The sequence below is a fragment of the Pseudomonas helmanticensis genome (assembly GCF_900182985.1).
In the GTDB taxonomy this organism is placed as follows: Bacteria; Pseudomonadota; Gammaproteobacteria; order Pseudomonadales; family Pseudomonadaceae; genus Aquipseudomonas; species Aquipseudomonas helmanticensis.
Genome location: NZ_FXUY01000001.1, coordinates 485,635 through 509,871, shown reverse-complemented (window position 1 = coordinate 509,871; position 24,237 = coordinate 485,635). Strand labels below are relative to the sequence as shown.

The window sequence follows — 24,237 nt, the reverse complement described above, 5'->3', positions numbered from 1 at the left end:
GATTGTCCTCATTCGTTCTGGGTCTGTGTGACCGTTGAGCAGATCCTAGATTGCGACGCTTAGACCGTCCAAGACATAATGTGCAGCACTTGAGTCCTTACAGGTCTGACATGATCGACATCCGCCAATTGCGCTACTTCGTGGTAGTCGCCGAAGAAGAACACGTCGGCCGCGCTGCCGAACGCCTGCACATTTCCCAATCGCCACTGAGCCGGCAGATCGCCCAGCTTGAAGAGCGTCTGGGTCTGACCCTGTTCGAACGCAGCCAGCAACGCATTCGCCTGACCCGCGACGGACAGACGTTTCTCGCCGAAACCCGTGCCCTGCTCACGCACGCCAATCGCCTGGAATCGCTTGGCAAACGTCTCGGCCGTGGCGAAGAAGGCGGCTTGTGCATCGGTTATATCGAGAACGCCATGCATGCCGGGGTGCTGCCGAATGCCTTGCGCGTATTGCGCGCGGATCGGCCGAATGTCCACGTCGCCTTGTACAACCTCAGTTCCGCTGAACAACTCGAAGGCCTGCGACAGCGTAGTCTCGATATTGCACTTGTGAGTGAGCCGCCGACCGATGACGATCCGGATTTGCTGGGTTTCCAGGTGCTGGATGACCCGATGTTGCTGGCGCTGCCGGAACAGCATCGGTTGGCGCAGCAGGCGGTGTTGAGTCCGCAGGACCTGGCGGATCAGGAGTGGATTGGCGTACAGCCGCGCCAGGACGCCGGCGATGAGTTTGTCAGTGCGTGCATCCGCGCGGGGTTTACCCCGGATGTGCGCATGCAGGCGACCGAACCGTTTACCGCGCTGGGGCTGGTGGCCTCGGGGCTGGGGATTGCGATGATTCAGAAAGGCTTGAGCCATAACGCGCCACCGGGCGTGGTGCTGCGCGAAGTGCCGTGGCTGGCATTCACCACCCCGCTGTGGGCAGCATGGCACCGGATCAATTTGCGACCGTTGGTGGAAACGTTCAGGAAAGTGCTCACCGACGGCGAAATTTGCGCTGACTGAAACGGCCCCTTCGCGAGCAAGCCCGCTCCCACAGGGGTTATGTGTGTTGCGCCCAAGATCTCCTGCCAAGCCAGGCTCCCTGTGTAGGAGTGAGCCTGCTCGCGATGGCGTCGTGTCAGTCGCTATCTTTGTTGGCTGATACACCGCTATCGCGAGCAGGCTCGCTCCCACAGGGTTTGTGGCGATCTACACTGAACGGATCAGCCATCTGTCGTGAGATTGCCATGAGAATGTCTGCGCAAATGACCGTCGTCGCGGTGCTCGCCACCCTCGCCTATCTGGGCCTGGCGGTGTGGGGCATTGGCGGGGTGGCGATTTTTTTCTCTCACGGTTCGCTGGTGCTGGTGGCGCTGGCCACCGTGGCGATGGTCGTGGCTTCACTGTTTACCGAGGTCAATCTCAGTTCCGGTGAACGCGAAGACCGGGCCAATCGCTGGGTGCTTCCGGCGTTCGGGGTCATCGGCTTGATCAGTGGTTTTCTGCCGGCCTACTGCGACCGGGTGAATGTCTGGACGTTCGGTGGCGAAGGCGTGCGCTGGCTCGGGGCGTTACTGTTTATCGTCGGTGGCGCGCTGCGGTTGTGGCCGGTGTTTGTGCTGGGCCGACGCTTCAGCGGGTTGGTGGCGATTCAACCGGGGCATCGGTTGGTCACCGATGGCATCTATCAACGGCTGCGCAACCCGAGTTATCTGGGGCTGGTGATCAACGCGGTGGGCTGGGCGCTGGCGTTCCGATCCACGGTCGGCCTGTTGCTCGCGGCACTGACGTTGATCCCGCTGATCGCCCGCATTCATTCCGAAGAAGCCTTGCTGCGCACCCAGTTCGGCGCCGAATACGACGCCTATTGCGCCCGCAGCTGGCGCTTGTTGCCAGGCATCTACTGACCACAATCCCTGTAGGAGCTGCCGCAGGCTGCGATCTTTTGATCTTGTCTTGTTAAAAACAACATCAAAAGATCGCAGCCTGCGGCAGCTCCTACAGGACGTCAGTTGGGTTGCAGGTGCAGTTGGCCGGTGCTGTCGATCTTGACGCTGATGTCGGTGTAACTCGCCAGCGTCGCGTGGCTCGTTTGCAGCGGGTGCTGATGCGTCGTGGTGATGATCATCAGCGGCGCGCCAGCAGCTTGTGCAGCCTGGATACCGACGGTGGCATCTTCGAAGATCAGACAATCACGCGGCTCAAGCCCCAAGCGTTTGGCCGCGAGAATATACCCGGCCGGATCAGGCTTGCCCGCCTTCACGTCTTCTGCAGTAATCATCACCGCTGGCGCCGGAATACCCGCCGCCGCCATCCGCCGCAACGCCAGATCCCGCGGCGCCGAGGTCACCATCGCCCAGCGATCTTTCGGCAGGCTATCGAGAAACGCCGCCGCACCGGGGATCTCGACGATGCCTTCAACGTCTTCGATCTCCGCCTCAGTGATGAACGCGGCTTGGGCCTCGGCGTCCACCCCTGGCAGGTTCAGACGATTGATGGTGTCGATGGCCCGCGCGCCATGAATGGTCGGCAAAAACTTTTCGACATCAACGCCATGGCGCACCGCCCAGGCAGACCAGATTCGCTCGGCGGCAGCAATGGAATTGAGGACAGTGCCGTCCATGTCGAACAGAAACGCGCCGAACGCGCGCGCAAAAACAGTTTCGTTAGCAGACAAAGGTTTGCATCCTCTGGCAAAAGACCGGGCCGGCAATGTAGCACTTGCCCGGCCGATCCACCCAACGTCAGTGCAGGCGCGGGGCCTTGGATTTGAACGCACTGTCGACGCAATCGAGCAACTGACCGATGGCCCACGGCTTTTTGATGAACGCCACCGAATGCTTGACCCCCGAGGTCTCGGGCGTTTCATAACCGGACATGACCATCACCGGTTTTTCCGGCCAGCGCTCGCCGACCAGGTTGGCCAGGTCGGCGCCATTCAAGGTGCCGGGCATGGTGATGTCGGTGAGCAGCAGCGCAACTTCCGGCGCGTGCTGCTCAAGATAAAGTGATGCGGCGTCGGCGCTGATATGCGGCTCGACCTTGAAACCTTCCTCCTGAAGAATTTCGCAGAGAAACTCCAGAATCAACGGATCATCTTCAACGACCAGAATCAACCCGCCAGGAAGGTGCGCGCTCGCCGTAGGTGTTGGGCACATGAACTGGCACTCCCGGTTTTTGCATTAACGATTTAGCGGCTTGAATCCGCTGCTTATCTGGTATGAGCAGTACGCCCTGCAGAAATTCATTTTTGATACAGGTCTTTTCCAAAAGGCTTTTTTTGCATTGCTGTGGCAAGCGTTCGCAACGGTCTATTTGTGGTTAAAATGCCGGCCCTTTTGCTTGCCGACCCTGACCGATGAACCCTGAAGCCCTCGCCACCCTCCATGCCCATCTGCTGCCCGCGCTCGCGGCGGCGCCGAGCGAAACCCGTCGCCTGTTTCACGGGCGCGGACGTTGCTGGCCGGGCCTGGAGCAGTTGACCGTGGACTGGCTGCAAGGCGTGGTGCTGGTGTCGCTGTTCAAGGAACCGGCGCCTGAGCAACTGGAAAATCTCAAGGAATTGCTGCTGGACATCAGCATTTCGAATGAATGGCAGCAGTCCGGTGCACACACCTTGCTGATCCAGCATCGCTATCTGCCGCAGAGCACCGCCGAATGGCTGCTCGGTGACGAGATCGACGAAATGACCATCGTCGAGGGCGGTTTGCACTACCTTGTCGATCTGGGTCGCAAGCAGAATACCGGGCTGTTTCTCGACATGCGCTACGGCCGTGACTGGGTTCGTGAACAGGCCAATGGCAAGCGCGTGCTGAATCTGTTCGCCTACACCTGCGGTTTTTCCGTGGCGGCGATCGAGGGTGGTGCCAGCCACGTGGTCAATCTGGACATGTCACGCGCGGCGCTGAGTCGTGGCCGCGACAATCACCGTTTGAACGGCCACGACCTGAGCAAAGTCAGCTTCCTCGGGCATGACCTGTTCAAGTCCTGGGGCAAAGTGATCAACAGCGGCCCGTACGATCTGGTGATCATCGATCCACCGTCGTTCCAGAAAGGCAGTTTCCTGCTGACCAAGGATTACCAGCGCGTGCTGCGCCGCTTGCCGGAACTGCTGACCGCCGAGGGGACGGTGCTGGCGTGCATGAATGATCCGGCGTTCGGTTCGGCATTCCTGATTGATGGCGTGACCCAGGAGGCGCCGGAGTTGCGCTTTGAGCAGCGGCTGGAAAACCCACCGGAGTTCCCGGATATCGACCCGCAAAGCGGCCTCAAGGCACTGGTCTTCCAACGCACAATCTAAAGGCAGCCCTGTAGGAACTGCCGCAGGCTGCGATCTGTTGATCTTGTCTTTTAAAAAACAACATCAAAAGATCGCAGCCTGCGGCAGCTCCTACACAGGCCTTGGATGTCAGTTCGGGCGCAGGACCAGGGCGAACAGTTCGCCATGCCCGGTGACGTTGAGCTTGTGATACAGATTGCGCCGATGGACTTTGACCGTCTCCGGCGAAATGCCCATTTGCTGGGCCATCGCCTTGCTCGAAAAGCCCTGCAGAATCAGCCGTGCCGTGTCGACTTCGCGCACCGTCAGCCGCGCATCGAAGCGATCCAGCAAGGTCGCCAGATCCCCCGCCACCCCATCCGCTGCCGGCCCTTGCGGCGGCAACAACTGCACATGTCGACGCATCGCCGCCAACACCCAATCGCGCACGCACAGCAAGCGGCCTTGCTCGGCCATGGCGAATGTCGTCGAGCGTCCCAGTGACAAACCGAGCACGCCGCCCTCAACGTTGATCATAAACTGCAACTCGTCTTCGCCCACCACCGAACGGAAGTAGCTCAGGTAATACTCGCTGTGCAGAAACTGGTCCGGCGCCACGCTGGCGAGGCTGTGCAAGCCATCGGCAATGCCGCTGGACGCGCTCTGATAGAACGGGTCGAGCAGGTACATCCCGGCCGTGTAGCTGGCCAATTCTTCCTGCTCGTCGGATCGGCCTTTGCTGTCGAAGTCGATCAGCAATTGTGGCGCCTGCCCCGCTTTCATCAGCGCCACCAGTGCGTTATCCAGCGGCACCAGCAAGCGCAAGGTGTCGACCAGCGCCCGCCAGAAACCCTCCTGCCCGACGCCGGCAAACACCCGCGCGAGACTTTGATGCACCGGCATTTCCTGCAACAACGCGTCCACGCACTACCCCTTTTGAGTAACCCATGATGGGAATGGGTCCGGCGCGACCGGCCCGATAGGCTGACCACTCCTGTTCATCACCGGCCTGCACAGGCCTGGAGTGCCGCATCATGCGTCGTCACCGTGGCTATATCAACCTGGGCATCAACCTCGGCCTGCTCGCCAGTATTGGCGCCGCCGCGACCGTCATGGCCGGCGATGCGCCGAGCGTGCATGTCTACAATTGGTACGACTACATCGGCCCGACCACCCTCCACGATTTTCAGCGCGACAGTGGCATTCAACCGGTCTACGACACCTTCGACAGTGCCGAAGTACTCGAAGGCAAATTGATGACCAGCCACAGCGGCTATGACGTGGTGGTGGCGAGCAATTTCAGCCTGCCGACGCTGATCAAGGCCGGCGCCCTCGCCCCGCTGCCCCGGGCGCAGTTGTCGGGCTGGAACAACCTCGATAGCGATCTGCTGAAAAAACTCGCCAACAATGATCCCGGCAATCAATACGCAGTGCCGTATCTGTGGGGCACCAACGGCATCGGCTACAACGTCGACAAGGTTCGCGCCGCGCTCGGCGATAAGGCGCCGGTGGATTCGTGGGACCTGGTGTTCAACGAAGACAACCTCGCCAAGCTCGGCCAGTGCGGTGTGGCGATGCTCGATTCGCCGTCGGAAATGCTCCCGGTCGCCTTGCACTATCTCGGTTTGCCACCGAACAGCACCGATCCCGAAGACTATAAAAAAGCCGAGGCGCTGCTGCTGAAACTGCGCCCGCACATTGCCTACTTCAACTCGTCGAAGTTCATCAGCGATCTGTCCAACGGCAACATCTGCGTGGCGGTCGGCTGGTCCGGCGCCATGCTCGAAGCCAAGACCAATGCCGAGCAGGCCAACAACGGCGTGAAGATCGCCTACAGCCTGCCGAAGGAAGGCGCGCCGGTGTGGTTCGACACGCTGGTGCTGCTCAAGGACGCGCCGAACCCGACCCAGGGCCTGGCCTTTATCGACTACCTGCTGCGCCCCGAAGTGATTGCGCCGGTCAGCGATCATCTGTCGTACCCGAACGGCAATCGTGCGGCGACGCCGCTGGTGGCCGAAGCCACCCGCGACAATCCGGCGGTGTACCCCTCCGCTACGGCGATGGCCACGCTGTACACCCTCGAACCGCTGCCCAAAGCCACCGAACGCGTACGGACGCGGGTGTGGAGCAAGGTCAAGAACGGCCAGTAACCCCACTCGCAGACAACACAAAACCCGCCCATTCATTTCTGCCCTTTTATAGAGAGACAAACCATGAAACCCCGTGCCCGTGACCTCAATATCCGCATCGGCCAGATGCTGCCCGGCCCGCTCAATGCGATCACCGATGTGCCCGGCGTGCGCGTCGGCCATAGCAATGTGCGTGGCCGCAGCAGCGCCGGGCGCGATATCTGCACCGGCGTCACCGTGATCGAACCGCGCCGTGGTTCAACCAATCAGCAACCGTGTTTCGCCGGCGTGCATGTGCTCAACGGCAACGGTGACGCCACCGGACTCGAGTGGATTCGTGAAGCCGGTCTGCTCACCAGCCCGATCGCTTTCACCAATACCCACAGCCTCGGCGTGGTGCGCGATGCACTGGTGGCGCTGGACCGTGAGCAGCAACCGGACGACGGTCGCCTCTACTGGAACATGCCGGTGGTGCTGGAAACTTTCGACGGTCTGCTCAACGACATCAACGGCTTTCATGTCCAGCCCGCGCATGTCGCCGAAGCCCTGAGCAACGCGGTCGACGGCGCGGTAGAGGAAGGTGCGGTCGGTGGTGGCAGCGGCATGATCTGCCATGAATTCAAGGGTGGCATCGGCACCGCGTCGCGCCGTTTGAGCAGCGCTCAGGGCGGTTGGACGGTGGGCGCAATCGTCCAGGCGAATCACGGCATTCGCAGCGAATTGCGCGTCGATGGTTATCCGGTCGGACGCTATATGGAGCAGAAGGACTCGCCGTTTTTGCGCGCATCGTTACCGCATCCGGGCATGGGTTCGATCGTCGTCTGCCTGGCCACCGATGCGCCGCTGTTGCCGCATCAATGCACGCGTCTGGCGCAGCGCGCGAGCCTAGGGCTGGCGCGTACCGGGGGCGGTAACGAGGACCACAGCGGCGATATTTTCATCGCGTTCGCCACCGGTAATCAGGTGCCGCCCGCCGCTTATGAAGGCAAAGGCGCGCCGACCTGCGAGGGCTTGCGCATGGTCAACAACGACCACATCAGCGAGCTGTTTCTGGCGGCGACCGAGGCGGTTGAAGAAGCGATCATCAATGCCTTGCTGGCCAGTGAAAGCACCGCAGGCAACGGGCATTCGGTGCCGGGGCTGGATGCGCAAACGCTGCTTGCCGCACTGGACAAGGCTGGCTGGCCGGGCTCGCGTTAAGCCCTGCCTGCCTCAACTACCTCAATTGAACTTTAGGAGCTGACGAGTGAAACGAGGCTGCGATCTTTCTTGAAAAACAACATCAAAAGATCGCAGCCTCGTTTCACTCGTCAGCTCCTACAAGGGATGTATGAATAGGGGGGGGGAATGGCTTTTTTGGGTGCGCGAATCAGTGCACCGTCAGGCGCTGACGAACGAATTCTTCGGCGTGGCGGGTGGTCTGGTCCAGATGCCGGTCGCGCTGTTTCTCGGCATCGAGCATGGCGCGCTTGCCGTTCTTTTGCAGCAGATAGGTGTGTATCTGCTGCACTTCCAGCGAGCGGTAGATCGGCGTGGTGTCGATAAAACCGCGCAAGCCGTTACTGCGGTAATGCCGGGTGCTCATCAGCACCTGCGTCTCGCGCGAGCCGATCACTTCGAAGCCCATCGCTTCGAAATACGGCACTTTGCCGACCGTGCAGGCCAGTTCGGCATGCGGATAACGCCCGACCATTTCGCTGATCAGCGCCCGCGCCACGCCCTGACGCCGATGCCCTTCGCGCACCGCCATGTAGGCAACGCTGCACGCCTCCCAATCGCCCTGCACTGGCAGGTACAAGAGGAAACCGGTGACCTGTTCCGGGTCTTTCTCAGCCGTGGCGACCAACAATTCCACCTCAGTGCCCTTCTCGCCGCTCAGCGCTTCCAGATACAGATGCACCTCATAGCCGACCGCGTATTGATAGACGTTGTACAGCAGATTGCTCGGGCCGAGACCGACCGCGCTGATGTCGGTCAGGTAATCGACGACCATTTGCAGAATCTGGCTGTTGACGCCTTCGGGGCATGGGGATTTGAAGTGGGTGATGCGTGGCATGGTGGGTGAGCTCCGACGGAAAACCGCGACATCATACCTTGTGGGTCAACTGAGCTTGTAACTGTGGTGACGGGACCAGCGTTTGCTCGCGAATAACCGAAGTTTTTTTACTTCGAACCGCCCGGCATAAAACCTAAATCACACGCACTGCGTCCCTGACAAAAATTTCATCCGCGCCAGACGCGATCTTTCGCCGATTCAGCGTCCAATTGCTCAGCTGCGTTCACTTTTCGACGCAGGCCTCGAGGAGTTGTCATGAGCGTGTTGCGTTCCCTGTCGAAATGGCGGAAATCCCTGTTGCTGGTGCCGTTGACGCTTGCCGCGCTGAGCAGCGCGCCGGTGTTTGCGCAACCGGTGGTGATCGTCCAGCAAGCCCCGCCGCCAATGCGCATGGAAGTGATGCCCGGCGCGCGTCCCGGTTATGTCTGGGATCAGGGCCATTGGCGTTGGCAAGGACGCGGTTATGTGTGGATGCCCGGGCACTGGCAACCGGTGCGCTATGGCGCCCGCTGGAAACCGGGCCACTGGCAGGCTCGAGGGCCGAACTGGTTCTGGATCGAAGGGCATTGGGTGCGTTGATTTGCCCCAGCGCCTGCTCACCTCATCTGCCGGGAAACCTCTATGCCGAGAAATCTGAAAGCACTGCTAGGCGCCACGCTGGTGGCAATCACCCTGTCCGGTTGCGTCGTCGCGCCGGCCCGCCCACATCGGCCTCCGCCGCCAGTGGAAGTGGTAACGGTGATGCCGGCGCCGGGTTATCACTGGATCGGCGGCCACTATCGTTGGGCCGGTAATCAGTGGCGCTGGATGCCAGGGCACTGGCGCGCGTATTGATGGGCGCGCGTGGCGTCACTGCTGTGGCGCCACCACCTTGAACTTGATCGCGATGTCCTTGGACACCACGGTGTCCGCCCACTCCCCCGCGCCGAGGCCGAACTCGTCGCGTTTGAGCAACAGTTCGCCGTCAAAGATGCCGATCGCGTTGTCCGGTTTCAATTCCACCGGCACTTGCACCTCGCGGGTAATGCCTTTGAGGGTCAGTTGGCCGGCAATCAGGTAGCGGTTTTGCGCGACCTCGGTGAAGTGGCTCGATTCGAACACGGCCATGGGGAATTTTTCCGTGTCGAACCACGCCGGTTTCACCAGTTCGGTATTGGCATCCTCGCTACCGGCATCGATGCTCGCCAGATCGATGTGCAAGGTGGTGTGGGCGCGGTCGAGATGCTCGCTGTCGAAATCCAGCGTCGCCTCGAACTTGCCGAAGGTGCCGTACATCCGCGAACCCATCTGGTTGTAGGTGAAGCTGATCTGACTGGCGTGGGTGTTGACCCGTGTGTATTCGACGGCTTGCGCAGCGGGAATGGCGCACAGGACAAACGCAGCGGCTGGCAGCAATCGCAACGACATGGGATTCTCCGGACAGCGCTAGACGTCATGGGCCTCGATTGACTTAAGCAAACATCCACCGGTTACGCCAGTTGCCACCGTGGCGCGCCTGGGATCAGAGCAGCGCTTCAGCGCTGCGCGTTTCAGTTGCTCCCGCTCGCACGCCTGCCCGAAGCCGATGGCGCAATTTCAACGCCGGCCGTTCGATGCAGTAGTAAGTCAGGTAGCTGAGCGAAAAGGCGACCAGCAACACGCCCAGAATGATTGCGGCGTCGTACGTCCCCGACCAGAAACCGTGCAGCGCGTAAATCAGCACAAAGTGATTGAGAAACACGCCATAACTGAGGTTGCCGAGAAACTCGTCGACCCGGTGATACTTGAGCCGGCTCAGCCAATACACCGCTGGAATTCCCAATGCGGTGCCCAACGTCACCTCGGCGTTGTAGGGCTGACGCTCGATCACGCCCGCCATGATCGCCGCGAACAGCAACCCTGCGCCGATCGTTGTCGCGGCCACCACTGCCATTCCTCTGCTGTTGGCTTTGTACAGATAGCTGCCGCACAGAAACATGAACAGAACGCCCGGCAACAAGCGATAGCCGTAGTAATCGGTGTTGATGTAGCCGAAACACGCCAGCACAAATACGCCGACAGACAAGGCGAACGCCGCGCCGCGCCACTTGAAGATAAGCAGAAAGGGAATCACCAGGTAAAAACACATCTCCAGCCCCAGCGACCACGCGGGCGGCAGAATCCACAGGCTCGAAACCCCGAACATATAGAAACCCAGCGGCACCATGGACAGGCTCGCGGCCACGCGCGGCACCGTCAGTTCGAGGTCAGGCGCCGAACCGGGCATCAGCACGTGCACGACGATGCACGACGCGATGAAGTAGAACAAAAACTGCGGATACAGGCGCAAGGCCCGGTCGAGATAGAACGAGGCGATTTTACCGGTCGAGCTGTAGTTACGCTCGATCAGCGAAGTCATGACGAAACCGCTGATGATCAGAAAAGAAATCACCGCCACCACACCGGGATTGAGCCCGGAGAACGTTACGCCCATATGCGAAACGGCAACCAGCACCGCCAACAGCAGTCGAAAAGCCCCCATTTACACCCTCAAACGTCCTTATCGTTATGGCGCGTAACCTACGATGCTTTCTCCCCGGACAACAGCAAAATATCCATCCCTGTAGGAGCTGCCGCAGGCTGCGATCCGTTGATCTTGTTTTTATTACGCCGGCGCAAGATCAAAAGATCAAAAGATCGCAGCCTGCGGCAGCTCCTACACCAGTCGTTCGATCTTCTGGTGTTGCCAGACCAGTTTGTAATACAGCGTCTGCAAGATCAGCATCCCCAGATACGCCACCGGAAACGCCATCCACACACCCGGCAAACCATATTGCGCATCCAGCCAGTAGGCCGCCGGCAATTGCACGCCGACCACGCAGATAATCGCGATGGCCACCGGCACCAGCACCGTACCGCTGGCACGCATGATCCCGCCGATGATCGCCTGGAAACCGAACACCAACAGGCTCCACAACATGATTTGCAGCAGATGCTCGGCCATCAACCGGGTCGAGTCCTCGGTGAGGAACAGCCCGAGCAGCCAATGCGAGAGCAGATAGCCCAGCACGATCAGACCGCCGGTCAGGCACACGTTGATCAATAGCCCGGTGCGCAGAATCGGTCCCATGCGTTCCAGGCGTCCGGCACCGATGGCTTGCGCGCCAAGGATCGACGCGGTGATCGCAATCGACAACGCCGGGAACTGCACGTAGTTGACGATCTGTGTCACCGCACCATACGCCGCCGTCGCTTGCGAGCCGTGCTGGTTGACCAGCGCGAGAATCACCAGCTCCGACAACGACAGCACAATCATCTGCACCCCGGTCGGCAGGCCGATGCGCAACACCTTGCCGAGAATCGCTCCGTTGAGTCGCAGTGCGGCAAAGAACTCGCGGTCCGGCGCCAGCGGATGGCCCTTGCGAATCAACCGCCACGCCAACCACGCCATCGCCGCGAGGTTACCGGCCAGACCGGCATACGCCGCACTCTGAATGCCCAATTGCGGCAGGCCGAACCAGCCGCGAATCAGCGCCGGCGTCAGCGCCAGGCCGACCGAGGTCGACACAATCAGCGCCAGCAACGGCGACAGCGTGTCGCTGACCCCGCGCAGCAACTGCGTGAACAACACGAACACCAGCAACGACGGCAGAATCCACATCATCACATGGGCATACGCCACCGCATCGTCGAGCACATCCGCCGGCGTCCCCAGCCCGCTCAACGCCTGGCGCGCAAACACACTGCCGAACACCGCCGCCACCAGACCGATCAACACCCCGAGCAACAGCGTCGCCCCGGCAATTGCCTTGACCATGTGCGGTTCGCGCGCGCCCCACGCCTGACCGATCAACACGCCCGCGCCGGCACCAAGGCCGATCACCAGGGCAATGAAAAAGAACACGATGGGAAACATCCCGGACACCGCCGCCAGCGCCTGGGTACCGAGCATCTGGCCGATGTAGATGCTGTTGACCGTGCCCGACATCGATTGCAGGAAGTTGGACAGCACCATGGGGGCCAGGAACAGCAGGTAGGTGTGCCAGAGGGGTTTGACGGCAGTGGCGGTTTGCATTGAATGGAGGTCCATCTCGACGGCGGGAGGGCTATGACAGGATAGCTTCGGTGACTTGCTCGCGGGGCGCAATTAACATTTCAAATCGGTGTCGACTGGCTGCTCCATTGCTTGTTTTTTCGGTAAGGGCCGGTAGGTGCGGAGCGGCAGCTGTGATAAACAACACGCCTTGCATTTTTTACTGATCGAGGCCTGATTAATGCCCCACGTTCGCCACCTGCTGAGCTGCTCCCTCCTCGCTTTATTGGCCAGCGGTGCGCACGCCGCCACCGCCGCAGCGCCCCCGGAATCGTTAAAGCCGTTGCTGGAAACCCTGAACGAACGCCTGAACACCGGCGACCTCGTTGCGCTGACTAAATGGGACAGCGGCAAACCCATCCAGGACAGCCCGCGCGAGGCGCAGGTCATCGCCAATGCGCGCACGCTGGCCGCCGAGCGCAAGCTCGACGCGGAGGATGTCGCGCAGTTGATCGGGGCGCAGATGGAGGCAAATAAACTGGTGCAGTACGGTCTGCTCGCACAATGGCAGGCGGCCGGTGCCGCACCGGATACGCCGCGCCCGGATCTCGGTCAGCAGATTCGTCCACGGCTCGACGAATTGCAAACCCGGCTGCTGCAGCAATACGCCGCTTTCCTACCGTATCGCCAAGACCCGAACTGCCCGGCGTGGCTGGCCAAGGCACGCAGCGGCCTGACCAAGGATGCGTTGCATGAACTGGCGCTGACGCGTGCCACCGGTGAGTTGTGTATTCGCGCGAAGGCCCCGTAAATCGGGGCTGGGTCAACCATCGCTGGCGTCGATAGTCACCATCACGTCAATGAAGTTCTCATAAAAAATCCTCGGCGTAAGATCGGCTCCAGACAAACAAACAACTTCTGGAGCACACGATCATGAAACGCCAAACCCTTCTCAGCATCGCTTTCTCGGTTTTCGCAGTTAACGCTTTTGCCGCTACCCCGGCCCACACCATGATCGCCGAAGGCGGTTCGGACAAGCTGATTGAAAGTCGTGTTGCAGAAGGTGGCTCCGACCGTCTGCTCGAACGCCGCGTTGCCGAAGGTGGCTCCGACCGTCTGCTCGAACGCCGCGTTGCTGAAGGTGGCTCTGATCGTCTGCTCGAACGCCGTGTTGCTGAAGGTGGCTCTGATCGTCTGCTCGAACGCCGTGTTGCTGAAGGTGGCTCCGACCGTCTGCTCGAACGCCGTGTTGCTGAAGGTGGCTCTGATCGTCTGCTCGAACGCCGTGTTGCTGAAGGTGGCTCCGATCGTCTGCTCGAACGCCGTGTTGCCGAAGGCGGCTCTGATCGTCTGCTCGAACGCCGTGTTGCCTGAATCAATCGTTCTACCGCAACACCCACAAAAAAGCCCGGCCTGATCAGCCGGGCTTTTTTGCGTTCAACCGTGGCTTATTGCACGGTCTTCAGCTTGACCACGTCACCGGAAATCTTGGTGGTGTAGCCGGTCAGGACCCATGCCCAGAACCAGTTTTCCTGGACTTGGGTATTGATCATGGCGTCGCCGCCCTTGGCTTTGATCGCGGCAGTCTGGGCGCGGACGAAGCGGTTGTTCTGCTGGATCGGGATCACGCCGAACAGCAGCAGACCGGTGGCGGTGGCTTCACTGTGACCAACCACGGTGTATTGGCTGCTGTCGTAATGCTGGGTGTTCATCGGGGTGCCGGTGCAACCTGCCAGAACCGCACCGAACAGGGCGGCGGCGACTACTTTGCTGAGATACTTCACTGTAGAACTCCATGGAAAACGCCCGGGATCCGTCTCTCGAGCGGCGCACACCTTACCCAAAATAGTGGCTCATTGGTATCAACCTGGGAAAGTTTCATCTAGCGCTTCGCTGGCAGCCCGTTGGCGATGTCGCATACCATGGCGCCACGCCAATCAAGACAGCCATTGCCCATGTTCAAAGCCAGTCTGCGTAGCCATCTCACCCTTTGGTTTGCCGGTTTGTCCCTGCTGACGTTGTTGAGCGTGGGCTTCTATGTCGGCCATATCGCCACCGAACAGATGAAGCAGGCCAGCGGCAATGCGTTGCTCAATACCGCGCGCTCGGCAGCGGCGTTGCTCGGCGAACAATTGCGTGAGCGGCAGCTGGAGGTTTATCTGCTCAGCCGCGCGCCACATCTTGAGCGCGGCGATCTGGATAACCCGGCGATTCTCAAGTCGATGCAATTGCGCACGCAGGCCCGCGCCGAATATGCGTGGATGGGCGTGACCGATGCCGAAGGCCAGGTGCATCAAGCGGTGAACGGTTTGCTGGTCGGTCAATCGGTGCAGCAGCGCCCATGGTTCCAGGCCGGACTGCGTGGCGAATACACCGGCGATCCGCACGAAGCCGTGTTGTTGGCCAAACTGCTGCCGGGTTTGCCGAATGGCGAACCCCTGCGTTTTATCGATTTCGCCGCACCGATTCGTAACGCCGACGGCCAGGTTATTGGCGTACTGGGCGCGCACGCGCACTGGAACTGGGTCACGCACATTGTCGAATCGGCGACGTTTTCGCATAAGAGTTCGGCGCCGGATATCGAGGCGTTGATCATCGATCACGACGGTAAAGTGCTGTACCCCGAGGCCTTGATGGGCCAGCAATTACCGGTGAGTGATGCAAAGTCGCCGGGCTGGACGGTGGGCAACGGTTATCTGACCAGCATGGTCACCGTGCCGACTCCGTCAAGCACGCAATTGTCCTGGTCGATTGCCGTGCGCCAGCCACTGGAAACCGCGCTGCAACCGGCGCGTCTGCTGCTGTATAAGTTGCTGATCGCCGGTGTCTTGGCGGCTGTGGTGTTCGGCCTCGTTGCCTATTATCTGGCGCTGTACCTGAGCCGGCCGATCGAGCAGCTCGCGCGCTCGGCCAAGCAGGTGCAGGACAACCAGCCCGGCGCGCATTTCCCGTTGCAGCATCCGGTGCGGGAAATTGCCCAGCTCGGCCAATCCATCGATGCGATGACGCAATCGCTGCTCGGCAAGGAGCGCGAGTTGCAGGAAGCCAATGCTTCGCTGGAGGCGACCGTGGCGCAGCGCACCGCCGCACTGACTCAGGCCAACGCCGAACTGTTGAGCCTGGCAACGCACGATGCCTTGAGCGGCGTCTACAACCGCCGGCGTTTCGACGAAAAGATCAGCGAATACACGCTGCTGTCGCGCCGGACCGGGCGCCCGTTTGCCCTGCTGTTGATCGATGCCGACCATTTCAAACGCATCAATGACACGTACGGCCATGCCATCGGCGATGAGGTTTTGCAGCAGTTGGCGCAATTGATTGAGAGCAGCCTGCGCACCACCGATTTCGTCGCCCGTTACGGCGGCGAAGAGTTCGCGGTGCTGCTGCCGGAAATTGCCCAGCCCGATACCCCTGAAGTGGTCGCCGAGAAGATTCGCACGGCGATTGCGGCGGCGCACTTCCCGGAGGTCGGGCATGTGACGGTGAGTATCGGCGTCGCTCTGGCGGACCCGGCAGACAACAGCCACACGGCGCTGATCAAACGCGCCGATCAACAGCTGTATCAGGCAAAAGCGGCGGGCCGCAATCAAGTCGCCAGCCACAACACCACGCCCACATCCACATCCACATCCACGACCCTGTAGGAGCTGCCGCAGGCTGCGATTTTTTGATTGTAAAAAACAAGATCAAAAGATCGCAGCCTGCGGCAGCTCCTACAGGTAACGTCGCGTCAGGTCGCATCAGGTTGGGTTGGATTGAATTGGCTCAGGTATTGGTTTTCAGCTTGGTCCACAACCGCGTCGACAGGCGTGCGATCTTCGCCGGCAATTCTTCCACGGTGAACAGTTTCTCCATCACGCTTTTCGGCGGGTAGATCGCCGCGTCCTCCTTCACGTCCGGGTTGAGGAACTCATTGGCCGCCGCGTTAGGGTTGGCGTAGTGAATGCTGTTGCTGATGTTGGCGATCACTTTCGGTTCAAGCAGGTAATTCATATAGGCGTAGCCATTGTGCTCATGCGGTGCGCTTTTTGGCATCACCAGCATGTCGAACCACAAGGTCGTGCCTTCGTCGGGAATCGAATAAGCGATGTCGATGCCGTTTTTCGCTTCCTTGGCGCTCGCCGCTGCCTGAACGATGTCGCCGTTGAAACCAATCACCGCACAGACGTTGCCGTTGGCCAGGTCGCTGATGTATTTCGAGGCGTGGAAGTACTGAATGTACGGACGGATCTTCAGCAATGCCTGTTCGGCCTTTTTGTAATCGTCCGGTTCGTGGCTGTGCGGCGGCAAGCCGAGATAATTAAGGGTGATCGGCAACACCTGCGTCGGGTTGTCAATGATCGCAACGCCGCACTGGCTGAGTTTCTTGATGTTTTCTTCGGCGAAAAACATCTTCCAGGAATGCGTGACATCGGTGTTGCCGAAGATCGCCTTGATCTTCTCGACGTTGTAGCCGATGCCGGCAGTGCCCCACATATACGGATAGCCGTACTGGTTGCCGGGGTCGTTCACTTCAAGTTTCTGCATCAATACCGGATCGAGGTTTTTCCAGTTGGGTAACTGCGACTTGTCGAGTTTCTGGATCGCTCCGGCCTTGATCAACCGCGAGAGAAAATGGTTCGACGGGCTGACCACGTCGTAGCCGGTGTTGCCGGTCATCAACTTCGACTCCAGCACTTCGTTGCTGTCGTGGATGTCATAAGTGGTCTTGATGCCGGTGGCCTGGGTGAAATTGGCCAACGTGTCAGGGGCGATGTAGCTGTTCCAGTTGGAGATGTTCACGGTTTCGTCGGCGCAAGCGCTCGCTGTCGTTGCGGCGAGGGCGATTGCCAGAGAAAGTCGGTGGATGCGCATGTTCTGTCACCTGTAGGGAATGGCTTTTGTTCTTGTGTGATAGGCGGAAATTCAGATTTCTGTTCTGGCCCTGACCGCCTCCACGCGCATGCGAAGCATGGCACCGATATCGAAAAAAGGACGTGGCGGCAGCCAGCCCGGTTCGGCCCGCTGCATCACTGATTGCAACAGTGGCGAGTCGACGCCCGACGCCAGCTCCGCCAACAGGCGGCCCCACAACGTGCCGCGCGCAACGCCGGAACCATTGCAGCCGGCCACGGCAAACACGCCCTCCTCGACCCGATCGAAAAACGCCTGGCCGCTGCGGCTCGCGCTCAAGTGACCGGTCCAGGAGTAGTCGATGTCTTGTTCGCCGAGGAACGGAAAACGTCGCTGCAAGCCGCGAACGTGGTGTTGACGGCGCACCGCCAGTTCGCTGTTGGAGAGATCGCGCGTACGGTATTCGGCGGTGTTGCGGATCATCACCCGACGATCCGGGGTCAACCGCACCGTGGCCCCGAGCGGCCGCGTCGACAGCACGCCCCAAGGCTCGACGGCGCCGATGGCCTGGAACTCCTGATCGGTGAGGGGCCGCGTCAGGCTGGCACTCAGTTCCATCGGGAACGTGGCGCTGTCAGCGATTCCGACCCGGGGAATAAAAGCGTTGAGGCACACCAGGACTTTTTTCGCTTCGATGCTGCCCTCTACGGCATTGGCGCGCAGACGCCCCTGGCTCAGGCGTTCAAGACCGCTGATGTCGGTGTTTTCGTACACGGTGATGCTGCCCGGCAAGGCATTGAGCAAGCCCTTCACGTACTTGGCTGGCTGCAACAACGCGTTGCCATTGCCACAGCAGATCGCCGCCTCGTAGTGGCAAGTGCCGAGCTTTTGCGCCAATGCCGCGCCTTGCAGAAATTCCGCACGGGCGCCGAGGGCGCGCAGGGTCGCCAGTTTGGCGTCGACCTGGTCGAGCTTGGCCCGATCGTTGACGGCAAAGTAATAACCGCTGTCGCGAAAGTCGCATTCGATGCCGTGGCGGGCGATGCGTTGGCGCACTTCCTCGCTGGCAGCGCGGGAAATTCTCGTGTCGATTTCAAACCCGGCGAAGCCAGGCGCGCCCATCAGTTCGCTGTGCGCCGGATGCTCATGGGCAACGACGAATCCCGAGTTGCGTGCCGATGCGCCTTGCGCCGCCCGCTGCCGATCAACCACGACGATGCGCGCCTGCGGATGCATTTCGGCAAGGGTATGCGCGGCGCTGAGGCCGGTGATGCCGCCACCGATTACCAGCCAGTCGGCCTTCTGCGCACCACTCAGGCGACCACGTTCCGGCGAGCTGCCAGCCTGCGCGATCCAGCCACATACGTTTTCCATGCACCACCTCATTCGACTGTCGTTCTGCGGCTTGCTTCTGCACACCGGCCATGCGTGAATCGCATGAGCTGCTTGAGAAGATTGCCGCCAGAGCTAAAATCTATAAGGTCTTCGTCGCCCAAACCAACGTTATAAAATCATCGAGCCATTCGGAAAACGCATGGATAAAATCCGCCACGTGCCCTCACTGCAAGCCCTGCAAGCCTTGGTCGAAGTCGCCCGCTGCGGCAGTTTTACCAGCGCGGCACAAAGCCTTTGCCTGACGCAAAGCGCGGTAAGCCGGCAGATCCAGCAACTGGAAAATCACTTCAATGTGCCATTGTTCATCCGCACCAGTCGCAGCCTGCGCCTGACCACGGAAGGCGAACAGGTACTGGCCAGCGCCCGCAGCATCCTTGACCAACTGAAAACCCTGGAAGAACGCCTCGCCCCGCAAAAGCGCCCGTTGCGCATTCGCATGCATGTGTCGCTCGCGGTGCGCTGGCTGCTGCCGAAACTCAGCGACTTTTACCTGCGCCATCCCGAGGTGTCACTGGCGATTGAAACCGTCGCCACCGAGGTGGTCGAGCCGGCGAGCGACAGTGACGCCTACATCGTCTATCTGCCGCAGCCGTCCAGCGATCCCGATTGCCTGACGCTGTTCGAAGAAACGCTGGTGCCGGTGTGTTCACCGAACCTGGCAGACGCGCCTCGATCGGTGGAAGAACTGCGGCGCTTTCCATTACTGCATCGCTCGGCGGATCGTCAGGCATGGATCGAATGGCTGGCAGCAAACGAGGGAAAACCGCTGGAGGAATACCGGCACATCCCGTTCAACCTCGATGAGCTGGCTCTGGATGCGGCGGCGCGGGGATTGGGCGTGGCGGTGACGGACATGACCTTGGCGGCGGAGTCGATCGAACGCGGTTTGCTGGTCGTGCCATTCGGTGAACCGCTGCGCACTGGCGGCGTTTATGCGTTGTGCCTGCAACCGGAAGCTGCATCGCATCCGGCCTGCGCGCTGGTCATGCAATGGTTTGCCAACCAAGCCACAACCAAAATCCCCCTGTAGGCGCTGCCGCAGGCTGCGATCTGTTGATTTTGTTTTTAAAGACAAGATCAAAAGATCGCAGCCTGCGGCAGCTCCTACAGTTGTGCCGGGAAGGTTTGCAGATAGGCCAACAGATTATCGAGTTTCTCTTCGTCGCTGAGGCCCCAGAAAATCATGCGCGTGCCCGGCACCACGCCTTTGGGATCTTTCAGATAGGCCGTCAGCGTGTCCCGGTCCCAGGTCACCCCGGAATTTTTCATCGCCTCGGAATACACGTAGTTCGCCGATGTGCCGGCGGGTCGGCCGAAGATGCCGTTGAGTTGCGGGCCGAACCCCGGACGCGCGGATTCGCCGACCTGATGGCAGCCGCCGCACAGGCGCGGGAAGATTTTCGCACCGGCTTCGGGATCGCCCGCAGCCTGGGCGATGCTGCTGAACAGGCCTGCGCTGAACATCAGGGTAAGGAACAGTGACGCGGTGTTTTTCATCGGGCCATCCAGAACGGTGTCATGCAATTGTGCCAAGGCTACCATTTTGTGGCGAGGGCGCTTGCTCTCGGGCTAGAGCGGTTTTTACAAATAAGCGCCGATGACTTTTCTGACCGTGATCAACGCCTGACGTAAAACCTCCATGTCCACCGAGCCCAGCGCCAGACGTATCGCATGCGGCACATGCGCCGACACTGAAAACGGTTCGGCGCTGGTCACCGAAATCTGTGCGTGCATCAACTCGACGACGATCTGATCAGCACGCACGTCTTCCGGGAGCGGCAGCCACACGAAGTACGAGGCCGGATGGCCGATGACTTTCAATCCTTTCAGCAGTTTTGCAGCCAACGCCTGCCGCGCCCTGGCGTCGTTGCGCTTTTGCTCTTCGAGCGCGGTGACAGTGCCGTCATCCAGCCAGCCGCAAGCGATCGCCGTCATCACACCTGGGGTGTTCCAGGTCGTGGCACGAATGATCCGCTCCAGCGCCGGCACCTTCTGCGCCGGCGCGGCGATGAAGCCGACGCGCAGGCCGGTGGCGATGTTTTTCGACAGCCCCGAGACGTACAGGGTGCGCTCCGGTGCCAGGTCGATCAGCGCGGCTGGCGGGTTGTCGACCAGAAACGCGTAGGCCGCGTCCTCAATGAGGATCAGATCATGCCGACGGGCAATCGCCACCAGTTGCTCGCGTTGCGCCAATGGCATCACCCAACCCAACGGATTGTGCAGCGTCGGCATGCTGTAGACGGCACGTACCGAGCGACTGTGGCAGAGCTTGTCCAGCGCGGCGAGATCCGGTCCCTGATCGTTGATCGGGATCGCCACGACTTCCAGATGCAGCGCTTCGGCCAGCACCTTGAACCCGGAATAAGTCAGCGCATCCGCCGCAATCACATCGCCAGGCTTGAGCAGCGCCATCAGCGTTACCGCCAACCCTTGCTGGGCGCCGTTGACGATCAGCACCTGCTCGGCGTCGACGTTGACGCCACGGCTCAGCAGATGGCGCGCCACCGAGGCGCGCTCGTGCGAGCGGCCGGCATGCGGTTGATAACGCAACAAGGCTTCGAGGTCACCGGACAACGCCAGTTGGCGCAACGCCGTGCGCAACAGGTCGGCCTGACCGGGCAATGACGGGTAATTGAAATTGAGGTCGATCATGCCGACCGCCACGTCTTTCTGATCGATGCCCTGCCCCGGCGCCAGCGACGTTTCGCGCACGAAGGTGCCGCGCCCGGTTTCGCCGCTGACCAGGCCCATCGCTTCCAGCTCGGCGTAAACCCGGGAAGCGGTGACCAGCGCCAGGCCCTCCTGCGTGGCCAATTGGCGATGCGTCGGCAAGCGCGTTCCTGGCGCCAGTTGCCCCGAACGAATATCTGCCGCAAAGGTGTCAACGAGGGTCTTGTAGCGGGAGCGCGGCATGCCGGGATGTATCCATGACAATTCTTTGATTGTGCTGATTCTCAGCCATAGGATTGCGCCAATGCAACCCACCTCTGAGCGCGACCTCGTATGGAACGAACCACCCATCTGACTACCCCGGCGCTGGAAAAAACCAGCGGCTGGATCAATGGCTTCATCGGCGTGGTGATCTTCAGCGGCTCGCTGCCGGCCACGCGCCTGGCGGTGCTGGAGTTCGATCCGGTGTTTCTCACGGTGATGCGTGCGGCCATCGCCGGCGTCCTCGCGGTGGCGCTGTTGTGGTTGTTTCGCCAACGCCGCCCGGCGCGCCAGCAATGGTTGTCACTGTTTATCGTGGCGATGGGCGTGGTGCTCGGCTTTCCGCTGTTGACCGCGCTGGCCCTGCAACACGTGACATCGGCGCATTCGATTGTGTTTGTCGGCCTGCTGCCGCTGGCGACGGCGATTTTCGCCGTGCTGCGTGGCGGCGAACGCCCACGGTCAGTGTTCTGGCTGTTTTCGCTGCTTGGCAGTGCCCTGGTGGTCGGCTTCGCTCTGTCGCAGGGACTGACTGCCTCGCCCACCGGTGATCTGCTGATGCTCGCGGCCATTGTGGCCTGTGGCCTCGGTTACGCCGAAGGCGCAAAACTGTCGCGAACCCTTGGCGGCTGGCAGGTGATTTGTTGGGCGCTGGTGCTGTCGTTGCCATTGATGGCGCTGCTCAGCCTGTGGCTGGCGCCCGCCTCGTTCAGCCACATCAGCCTGTCGGCGTGGCTGTGTCTGGCTTACGTCTCGCTGTTCAGCATGCTGATCGGCTTCGTGTTCTGGTATCGCGGACTCGCTCAGGGCGGGATCGCCGCTGTCGGGCAATTGCAGTTACTGCAACCGTTTTTTGGCCTGGCGCTGGCGGCGACATTGCTGCACGAGCAGGTCAGCCTCAGCATGCTCGCCGTGACGCTGGGGGTGATTCTGTGTGTGGCCGGGGCGAAGAAATTCGCCCGATAAGCACTCAGGCGCCAGCCTTCCACTCGCGTGGGCTGAGCCCGGTCTTGCGACGAAACGCCCGGGCCAGCGCCGAGGGACTTTCATAGCCGACCTCTTCGGCAATCAGCGCAATCGGCTTGCCCTCGCGCAGACGCTTTTGCGCGAGGCTGACCCGCCAGCTCAGCAGATAATCCGCCGGAGTCTGCCCGACTACACGGCGAAAATGCTCGGCAAAACCTGCGCGCGACAGGTTGGCCGCGGTCGCGAGATCGGCCACGCTCCACGGCTTTTGCGGTTGCTCGTGCATCAGGCTCAAGGCGCGCGACAACCGTGGATCGGCCAGCCCGGCCATCATTCCCGGCTGCTGATCACGACTGCCGATCAGGTGGCGCAACAGCAGAATCACCAGTAATTCAAACAGCCGGTCCATCACCGCGACACGCCCGCAATGGCCTTCGAAGGCTTCTTTGAACAACCATTCGAGGGTGCCGCCCAGCTCTGGGATTTCAGTGAGCTTCAGCACCAGATAATCCGGCAGCGCCGACGCCAGCGCATTGCCTGAACCACCGTCAAACGTCAGCGTGGCGCAGACCACTTGGGTGTTCGTGGCTTCGTCGGCAAACATTCGATGGGGAAACGGTCTAGGGAAGAAAATCAGTGAAGGCTCGTTGAGTTTGATCTCACGCCCATTGCCGGGTTTGAGCAGCAACTCACCGGACTGCAACAGATGCACATGGCCGGCCGGCTCGCCTTCATGCACGGCGACACCGCAAAACGCGCCGCTGTGGAAGGTGCCGGCATTGACGCCGAAGTGGCTGAGTAACGTAGACAGGCGATCCATGGTCGACTCCGGCTGTATCTGGCTGCTGCTTGTGTAGTTTCACCGCCGATACCGTGGCGCGATCTTCGCGAGCAAGCCCCCTCCCACATTTGAAACGCATTTCCCCTGTGGGAGCGGGCTTGCTCGCGAAGGCGTCCGCCATGTCAGCATAAATTTATCAGTGCGCGGGCATTTCTGGACGATCTGTCGCATATCCTCGACGATTTGCCGCCAAAGCACCATCCGCGATCCCTAACATCCTCTCCATCGCCGGCGCATTTCGCGCCGGACTTTCGGAGAATCACCATGAGCCGCATCACCGCCATCAGCCTCGAAAACGCCACCGACGCCAGCCGTCCAGTGCTGGAGGGTGTGAAGAAGAAAATCGGCTTCCTGCCCAACGTCTTCACGACCCTGGCCAAGGCCCCAGTCGCGCTGGAAACGTACGTGCAAGCCTCGGCGATCCTCGGCAAGACCTCATTGAGCGCCAAGGAAAAAGAAGCCGTGTACCTCGCCACCTCCCAGGTCAACGGCTGCGATTATTGCCTGGCGGCGCACACCCTGTTTGCCGGCAAGGCCGGGCTGTCGGCGCAGGAGATCGGCGCGGCGCGTCAGGGCGAATTGAACGCCTACGCAGCCCTCGCCCAGCAACTGACCGAGACGCGCGGGCACTTGAGCGACGAGCAGATCGCCGCCGCCCGCGCTGCCGGGATCGACGACGTGAAAATCATTGAAGTGATCGCGCTGGTGGCGGTGCAGACGCTGACCAACTACCTGAACAACAGCGCCCTGACAGACATTGATTTCCCCGCCATCTAAACCACCCCGCGCTGACGGACATCGATTTACCCGCCATCCAAACCACCCCGCGCTGACGGACATCGACTTCCCCGCC

26 protein-coding genes are annotated in these 24,237 nt (G+C 60.8%); 13 read left to right on the top strand and 13 right to left on the bottom strand.

Going from position 1 to position 24,237, the window contains the following annotated elements:
• The first annotated feature begins 110 nt into the window (after window positions 1-110).
• Both QOL84_RS02545 and QOL84_RS02540 read left to right on the top strand, forming a co-directional pair.
• Window positions 111-1,007 carry a LysR substrate-binding domain-containing protein gene (locus tag QOL84_RS02545; RefSeq protein WP_283436042.1) on the top strand — a complete coding sequence of 299 codons (897 nt, stop codon included), beginning with the start codon at window positions 111-113 and terminating at the stop codon, window positions 1,005-1,007.
• A gap of 224 nt (window positions 1,008-1,231) precedes the next feature.
• A complete protein-coding gene (locus tag QOL84_RS02540; protein WP_129394458.1) occupies window positions 1,232-1,891 on the top strand; it encodes a methyltransferase family protein in 660 nt (219 codons plus the stop codon).
• A 101-nt stretch (window positions 1,892-1,992) separates the two neighbouring features.
• Here the strand turns inward: QOL84_RS02540 and QOL84_RS02535 are convergent, their stop codons facing one another.
• Window positions 1,993-2,661 (bottom strand): HAD-IA family hydrolase, encoded by a 669-nt coding sequence (locus QOL84_RS02535; protein ID WP_283436041.1) that lies wholly within the window; start codon window positions 2,659-2,661, stop codon window positions 1,993-1,995.
• A gap of 67 nt (window positions 2,662-2,728) precedes the next feature.
• A complete protein-coding gene (locus QOL84_RS02530; RefSeq protein WP_283436040.1) occupies window positions 2,729-3,142 on the bottom strand; it encodes a response regulator in 414 nt (137 codons plus the stop codon).
• Window positions 3,143-3,342: 200 nt separating this feature from the next.
• Between QOL84_RS02530 and QOL84_RS02525 the strand changes: the two genes are divergently transcribed.
• Window positions 3,343-4,284: a class I SAM-dependent methyltransferase gene (locus QOL84_RS02525; protein WP_283436039.1), complete on the top strand. Its 942-nt coding sequence runs from the start codon at window positions 3,343-3,345 to the stop codon at window positions 4,282-4,284.
• A gap of 108 nt (window positions 4,285-4,392) precedes the next feature.
• On the opposite strand, the gene QOL84_RS02520 is transcribed toward QOL84_RS02525, so the two are convergent.
• The gene (locus QOL84_RS02520) at window positions 4,393-5,166 is read right to left on the bottom strand and encodes a helix-turn-helix transcriptional regulator (protein ID WP_283436038.1); all 774 of its coding nucleotides are present in this window, start codon (window positions 5,164-5,166) and stop codon (window positions 4,393-4,395) included.
• A gap of 110 nt (window positions 5,167-5,276) precedes the next feature.
• Between QOL84_RS02520 and QOL84_RS02515 the strand changes: the two genes are divergently transcribed.
• Together QOL84_RS02515 and QOL84_RS02510 are read left to right on the top strand one after the other, a co-directional pair.
• Window positions 5,277-6,392, top strand: coding sequence for a polyamine ABC transporter substrate-binding protein (locus QOL84_RS02515; protein WP_283436037.1), 1,116 nt, complete (start codon window positions 5,277-5,279; stop codon window positions 6,390-6,392).
• Between the two features lie 63 nt (window positions 6,393-6,455).
• Window positions 6,456-7,571, top strand: coding sequence for a DmpA family aminopeptidase (locus QOL84_RS02510; RefSeq protein ID WP_129394463.1), 1,116 nt, complete (start codon window positions 6,456-6,458; stop codon window positions 7,569-7,571).
• A gap of 169 nt (window positions 7,572-7,740) precedes the next feature.
• Here QOL84_RS02510 and QOL84_RS02505 read toward each other — a convergent pair whose 3' ends face one another.
• Entirely contained in the window at window positions 7,741-8,427 is a 687-nt protein-coding gene (locus QOL84_RS02505; protein WP_283436036.1) for a GNAT family N-acetyltransferase, read from the bottom strand.
• A gap of 255 nt (window positions 8,428-8,682) precedes the next feature.
• On the opposite strand from QOL84_RS02505, the gene QOL84_RS02500 reads away from it, so the two are divergent.
• Window positions 8,683-9,006 carry a YXWGXW repeat-containing protein gene (locus tag QOL84_RS02500; RefSeq protein WP_129394465.1) on the top strand — a complete coding sequence of 108 codons (324 nt, stop codon included), beginning with the start codon at window positions 8,683-8,685 and terminating at the stop codon, window positions 9,004-9,006.
• Window positions 9,007-9,048: 42 nt separating this feature from the next.
• Window positions 9,049-9,261 carry a YXWGXW repeat-containing protein gene (locus QOL84_RS02495; RefSeq protein ID WP_283436035.1) on the top strand — a complete coding sequence of 71 codons (213 nt, stop codon included), beginning with the start codon at window positions 9,049-9,051 and terminating at the stop codon, window positions 9,259-9,261.
• Between the two features lie 15 nt (window positions 9,262-9,276).
• Here the strand turns inward: QOL84_RS02495 and QOL84_RS02490 are convergent, their stop codons facing one another.
• From QOL84_RS02490 to QOL84_RS02480, 3 genes are all read right to left on the bottom strand, one after another.
• Window positions 9,277-9,834, bottom strand: a complete 558-nt coding sequence (locus QOL84_RS02490) for a YceI family protein (RefSeq protein ID WP_283436034.1) — start codon at window positions 9,832-9,834, stop codon at window positions 9,277-9,279.
• 94 nt (window positions 9,835-9,928) lie between these two features.
• Complete coding sequence (locus QOL84_RS02485) at window positions 9,929-10,927, bottom strand: acyltransferase family protein (protein WP_283436033.1); 999 nt, start codon at window positions 10,925-10,927, stop codon at window positions 9,929-9,931.
• A 174-nt stretch (window positions 10,928-11,101) separates the two neighbouring features.
• Window positions 11,102-12,460 (bottom strand): MATE family efflux transporter, encoded by a 1,359-nt coding sequence (locus QOL84_RS02480; protein WP_283436032.1) that lies wholly within the window; start codon window positions 12,458-12,460, stop codon window positions 11,102-11,104.
• Between the two features lie 199 nt (window positions 12,461-12,659).
• Here QOL84_RS02480 and QOL84_RS02475 point away from each other — a divergent pair, with 199 nt between their 5' ends.
• Window positions 12,660-13,229 carry a chorismate mutase gene (locus tag QOL84_RS02475; protein WP_283436031.1) on the top strand — a complete coding sequence of 190 codons (570 nt, stop codon included), beginning with the start codon at window positions 12,660-12,662 and terminating at the stop codon, window positions 13,227-13,229.
• A gap of 122 nt (window positions 13,230-13,351) precedes the next feature.
• Window positions 13,352-13,792, top strand: coding sequence for a phage infection protein (locus tag QOL84_RS02470; RefSeq protein WP_283436030.1), 441 nt, complete (start codon window positions 13,352-13,354; stop codon window positions 13,790-13,792).
• Window positions 13,793-13,866: 74 nt separating this feature from the next.
• On the opposite strand, the gene QOL84_RS02465 is transcribed toward QOL84_RS02470, so the two are convergent.
• Window positions 13,867-14,202, bottom strand: a complete 336-nt coding sequence (locus QOL84_RS02465; protein ID WP_129394472.1) for a hypothetical protein — start codon at window positions 14,200-14,202, stop codon at window positions 13,867-13,869.
• A gap of 171 nt (window positions 14,203-14,373) precedes the next feature.
• Here QOL84_RS02465 and QOL84_RS02460 point away from each other — a divergent pair, with 171 nt between their 5' ends.
• Complete coding sequence (locus tag QOL84_RS02460) at window positions 14,374-16,062, top strand: sensor domain-containing diguanylate cyclase (RefSeq protein ID WP_283436029.1); 1,689 nt, start codon at window positions 14,374-14,376, stop codon at window positions 16,060-16,062.
• A 121-nt stretch (window positions 16,063-16,183) separates the two neighbouring features.
• Here the strand turns inward: QOL84_RS02460 and QOL84_RS02455 are convergent, their stop codons facing one another.
• A complete protein-coding gene (locus QOL84_RS02455) occupies window positions 16,184-17,272 on the bottom strand; it encodes a polyamine ABC transporter substrate-binding protein (RefSeq protein WP_283436028.1) in 1,089 nt (362 codons plus the stop codon).
• 51 nt (window positions 17,273-17,323) lie between these two features.
• Window positions 17,324-18,625 (bottom strand): NAD(P)/FAD-dependent oxidoreductase, encoded by a 1,302-nt coding sequence (locus QOL84_RS02450; protein WP_283436027.1) that lies wholly within the window; start codon window positions 18,623-18,625, stop codon window positions 17,324-17,326.
• Between the two features lie 160 nt (window positions 18,626-18,785).
• On the opposite strand from QOL84_RS02450, the gene QOL84_RS02445 reads away from it, so the two are divergent.
• On the top strand, window positions 18,786-19,676 hold the full coding sequence (locus tag QOL84_RS02445) for a LysR substrate-binding domain-containing protein (RefSeq protein ID WP_283436026.1): 891 nt from the start codon (window positions 18,786-18,788) through the stop codon (window positions 19,674-19,676).
• 74 nt (window positions 19,677-19,750) lie between these two features.
• Here the strand turns inward: QOL84_RS02445 and QOL84_RS02440 are convergent, their stop codons facing one another.
• Together QOL84_RS02440 and QOL84_RS02435 are read right to left on the bottom strand one after the other, a co-directional pair.
• Window positions 19,751-20,143 carry a c-type cytochrome gene (locus QOL84_RS02440; protein ID WP_283436025.1) on the bottom strand — a complete coding sequence of 131 codons (393 nt, stop codon included), beginning with the start codon at window positions 20,141-20,143 and terminating at the stop codon, window positions 19,751-19,753.
• An 84-nt stretch (window positions 20,144-20,227) separates the two neighbouring features.
• Window positions 20,228-21,559: an aminotransferase-like domain-containing protein gene (locus QOL84_RS02435; RefSeq protein WP_283436024.1), complete on the bottom strand. Its 1,332-nt coding sequence runs from the start codon at window positions 21,557-21,559 to the stop codon at window positions 20,228-20,230.
• A 90-nt stretch (window positions 21,560-21,649) separates the two neighbouring features.
• Between QOL84_RS02435 and QOL84_RS02430 the strand changes: the two genes are divergently transcribed.
• Window positions 21,650-22,543, top strand: a complete 894-nt coding sequence (locus tag QOL84_RS02430) for a DMT family transporter (protein ID WP_283436023.1) — start codon at window positions 21,650-21,652, stop codon at window positions 22,541-22,543.
• Between the two features lie 4 nt (window positions 22,544-22,547).
• Here the strand turns inward: QOL84_RS02430 and QOL84_RS02425 are convergent, their stop codons facing one another.
• On the bottom strand, window positions 22,548-23,363 hold the full coding sequence (locus QOL84_RS02425) for an AraC family transcriptional regulator (protein ID WP_283436022.1): 816 nt from the start codon (window positions 23,361-23,363) through the stop codon (window positions 22,548-22,550).
• Between the two features lie 285 nt (window positions 23,364-23,648).
• Here QOL84_RS02425 and QOL84_RS02420 point away from each other — a divergent pair, with 285 nt between their 5' ends.
• A complete protein-coding gene (locus QOL84_RS02420; protein ID WP_283436021.1) occupies window positions 23,649-24,161 on the top strand; it encodes a carboxymuconolactone decarboxylase family protein in 513 nt (170 codons plus the stop codon).
• The last annotated feature ends 76 nt before the right edge of the window (window positions 24,162-24,237 follow it).

Bases quoted from the DNA above. Each gene is read 5' to 3' on its own strand.
- QOL84_RS02440 (WP_283436025.1), bottom strand. From the start codon at position 20,143: ATGAAAAACACCGCGTCACTGTTCCTTACCCTGATGTTCAGCGCAGGC.
- QOL84_RS02485 (WP_283436033.1), bottom strand. From the start codon at position 10,927: ATGGGGGCTTTTCGACTGCTGTTGGCGGTGCTGGTTGCCGTTTCGCAT.
- QOL84_RS02460 (WP_283436029.1), top strand. From the start codon at position 14,374: ATGTTCAAAGCCAGTCTGCGTAGCCATCTCACCCTTTGGTTTGCCGGT.
- QOL84_RS02490 (WP_283436034.1), bottom strand. From the start codon at position 9,834: ATGTCGTTGCGATTGCTGCCAGCCGCTGCGTTTGTCCTGTGCGCCATT.
- QOL84_RS02505 (WP_283436036.1), bottom strand. From the start codon at position 8,427: ATGCCACGCATCACCCACTTCAAATCCCCATGCCCCGAAGGCGTCAAC.
- QOL84_RS02430 (WP_283436023.1), top strand. From the start codon at position 21,650: ATGGAACGAACCACCCATCTGACTACCCCGGCGCTGGAAAAAACCAGC.
- QOL84_RS02450 (WP_283436027.1), bottom strand. From the start codon at position 18,625: ATGGAAAACGTATGTGGCTGGATCGCGCAGGCTGGCAGCTCGCCGGAA.
- QOL84_RS02475 (WP_283436031.1), top strand. From the start codon at position 12,660: ATGCCCCACGTTCGCCACCTGCTGAGCTGCTCCCTCCTCGCTTTATTG.
- QOL84_RS02480 (WP_283436032.1), bottom strand. From the start codon at position 12,460: ATGCAAACCGCCACTGCCGTCAAACCCCTCTGGCACACCTACCTGCTG.
- QOL84_RS02500 (WP_129394465.1), top strand. From the start codon at position 8,683: ATGAGCGTGTTGCGTTCCCTGTCGAAATGGCGGAAATCCCTGTTGCTG.
- QOL84_RS02435 (WP_283436024.1), bottom strand. From the start codon at position 21,559: ATGCCGCGCTCCCGCTACAAGACCCTCGTTGACACCTTTGCGGCAGAT.
- QOL84_RS02525 (WP_283436039.1), top strand. From the start codon at position 3,343: ATGAACCCTGAAGCCCTCGCCACCCTCCATGCCCATCTGCTGCCCGCG.
- QOL84_RS02455 (WP_283436028.1), bottom strand. From the start codon at position 17,272: ATGCGCATCCACCGACTTTCTCTGGCAATCGCCCTCGCCGCAACGACA.
- QOL84_RS02445 (WP_283436026.1), top strand. From the start codon at position 18,786: ATGGATAAAATCCGCCACGTGCCCTCACTGCAAGCCCTGCAAGCCTTG.
- QOL84_RS02495 (WP_283436035.1), top strand. From the start codon at position 9,049: ATGCCGAGAAATCTGAAAGCACTGCTAGGCGCCACGCTGGTGGCAATC.
- QOL84_RS02515 (WP_283436037.1), top strand. From the start codon at position 5,277: ATGCGTCGTCACCGTGGCTATATCAACCTGGGCATCAACCTCGGCCTG.
- QOL84_RS02420 (WP_283436021.1), top strand. From the start codon at position 23,649: ATGAGCCGCATCACCGCCATCAGCCTCGAAAACGCCACCGACGCCAGC.
- QOL84_RS02425 (WP_283436022.1), bottom strand. From the start codon at position 23,363: ATGGATCGCCTGTCTACGTTACTCAGCCACTTCGGCGTCAATGCCGGC.
- QOL84_RS02530 (WP_283436040.1), bottom strand. From the start codon at position 3,142: ATGTGCCCAACACCTACGGCGAGCGCGCACCTTCCTGGCGGGTTGATT.
- QOL84_RS02545 (WP_283436042.1), top strand. From the start codon at position 111: ATGATCGACATCCGCCAATTGCGCTACTTCGTGGTAGTCGCCGAAGAA.
- QOL84_RS02540 (WP_129394458.1), top strand. From the start codon at position 1,232: ATGAGAATGTCTGCGCAAATGACCGTCGTCGCGGTGCTCGCCACCCTC.
- QOL84_RS02470 (WP_283436030.1), top strand. From the start codon at position 13,352: ATGAAACGCCAAACCCTTCTCAGCATCGCTTTCTCGGTTTTCGCAGTT.
- QOL84_RS02510 (WP_129394463.1), top strand. From the start codon at position 6,456: ATGAAACCCCGTGCCCGTGACCTCAATATCCGCATCGGCCAGATGCTG.